The sequence below is a fragment of the Sedimentibacter sp. B4 genome, from assembly GCF_000309315.1.
Lineage (GTDB): Bacteria > Bacillota > Clostridia > Tissierellales > Sedimentibacteraceae > Sedimentibacter > Sedimentibacter saalensis.
In genome coordinates this window covers 1-210 of record NZ_CANG01000856.1, presented here as the reverse complement: position 1 = coordinate 210, position 210 = coordinate 1, and the positions used below count along the sequence as shown (strand labels likewise).

The following is a 210-nucleotide window of genomic DNA, read 5'->3' as shown; positions in this document are numbered from 1 at the left end:
TTGATCGACTCACCGAGGGTGGACAGGTAGCCGAACTGCTTGTTCAGATCCGCGTCGGCGTACATGCTCTCGAGGATCGGAGCCAGCGAACCCTTCTGCAGGAAGGTCTTCTGCTGTGCCTCGGAAGCGATCCACTTGATGAAGTCACCAGCGGTGCCCTTGTTCTTCGCGAAGGCCGAGATGCCGATGTTGTGGCCACCGAGGGTGGAC

1 protein-coding gene is annotated in these 210 nt (G+C 59.5%); it reads right to left on the bottom strand.

Features of this window, described 5'->3' with window-relative positions; translation table 11 throughout:
* On the bottom strand, positions 1-210 hold a 210-nt coding region (locus BN358_RS24525; RefSeq protein ID WP_157593524.1), incomplete at both ends, for an extracellular solute-binding protein.